1 pseudogene is annotated in these 435 nt (G+C 36.8%); it reads left to right on the top strand.

The annotated features are described in order from the left end of the window. Positions 1 to 294, top strand: a pseudogene (locus FCS21_RS17850) (hypothetical protein); the annotation flags it as partial. Between the last annotated feature and the right edge of the window lie 141 nt (positions 295 to 435).

The following is a 435-nucleotide window of genomic DNA, read 5'->3' as shown; positions in this document are numbered from 1 at the left end:
GAATATTCTGCACAAGATTTGGTTGCATTACTGCTGAAAACGACAGCAAAAGATCCAGCTGATGCAGTACCAGTGAAGATCACACCAGAACGTCCATTGCCAATGCAGAAAAAAGGATACAACAAAAATGGCAAACGTGGCGGCGGAAACAACCGTAATCGTCGTGATGGCGGGAATTATCGTGGAAACAAATCAAAAGGCGGTTATAGCAAAAACAATAACAGCCAAAAAGATGGCGGTAAACGTCACAATGATAAAAAACGCGGATTTGTGATCCGTTCAAATAACGATTAAACCTAAAATGAAAGTTTCTCTGTTTTAAGAGAAACTTTCATTTTTGTTATTTGTGGACTTATTTGTGGCAAAATGGTTATAATTTGGTAGAATGAGAGTGTTCTAAATTTATTGAAAAGAGAAAAGCATATGATAAAAGGA

The organism is Colwellia ponticola (assembly GCF_005885605.1).
Classification (GTDB): Bacteria; Pseudomonadota; Gammaproteobacteria; order Enterobacterales; family Alteromonadaceae; genus Colwellia; species Colwellia ponticola.
Note: the sequence above shows the minus strand (reverse complement) of the source record. Positions and strands in the feature narration are given on the sequence as shown.